This is a genomic window from Terrisporobacter mayombei (genome assembly GCF_020748465.1).
Taxonomy (GTDB): domain Bacteria; phylum Bacillota; class Clostridia; order Peptostreptococcales; family Peptostreptococcaceae; genus Terrisporobacter; species Terrisporobacter mayombei.
The window spans coordinates 1-661 of sequence record NZ_JAHZMP010000043.1 but is presented as its reverse complement, the minus strand read 5'-3'; the positions used below and the strand labels follow the sequence as shown (position 1 = coordinate 661).

The following is a 661-nucleotide window of genomic DNA, read 5'->3' as shown; positions in this document are numbered from 1 at the left end:
GTTGGTTTTGGCTTTTTTGCGCACCGCCTTTTTGACCGAACATTTCGCGAGCGTGTTCGGCTGCTTCGGTCCGTTGCGCCTTTACATCTTCTGTTATAGCCTTCTTGCGTCGTTTTTTACCCTTTCGCGTAGTTGATTTGGCCTGCGGTTCCTGTAGAGCAACATCCTCCTGAACTACACGAGAAACGTCCCCTAAATTAAGCCGTTTCATTGCCTCAACAATAGGGTCCGCTGATGGCGCATTGGCCACAAAGTCTGGCCGGGAATTTTCGATTGTGCGATTTAATGCCGACACACTGCGAGAGACAGGATCAACTGTAGCAACTCGCCCACCTTTCAAATCTTCAACGGCTTCCCGAATACCTGCAAGCTCTTCCAGCTCTTTTGCGCTGGCGGTTTCAACCGTCCTTATCACATCGTCAATGTTGGCGTTTTTTCTTTCCATGATCTTATCGCCTACCGCTTCGGTTTAAGTTTTTCTTCCAGTTTCTCCAACAGGAAAAACGCATAGGATTCAGTGAGCCTTTCAGCGTCCTGAATCGGTATACCCCCATACAAAACCAGGTTGGACACTAAGGTCTGATAGCTTTTCAATCCCCACCTGTGGAATGAAGTCGGTAGCCCGAAAGGGCACCCACAGACGGGTATACGCACCCTCTGT

General features: G+C 49.3%; 2 protein-coding genes. Both read right to left on the bottom strand.

Going from position 1 to position 661, the window contains the following annotated elements; all coding sequences use genetic code 11:
• The coding region (locus tag K0039_RS20170; protein ID WP_369123860.1) for a hypothetical protein at window positions 1-445 on the bottom strand (445 nt) is incomplete at its 3' end.
• A gap of 11 nt (window positions 446-456) precedes the next feature.
• The coding region (locus K0039_RS20165) for a hypothetical protein (RefSeq protein ID WP_228106769.1) at window positions 457-661 on the bottom strand (205 nt) is incomplete at its 5' end.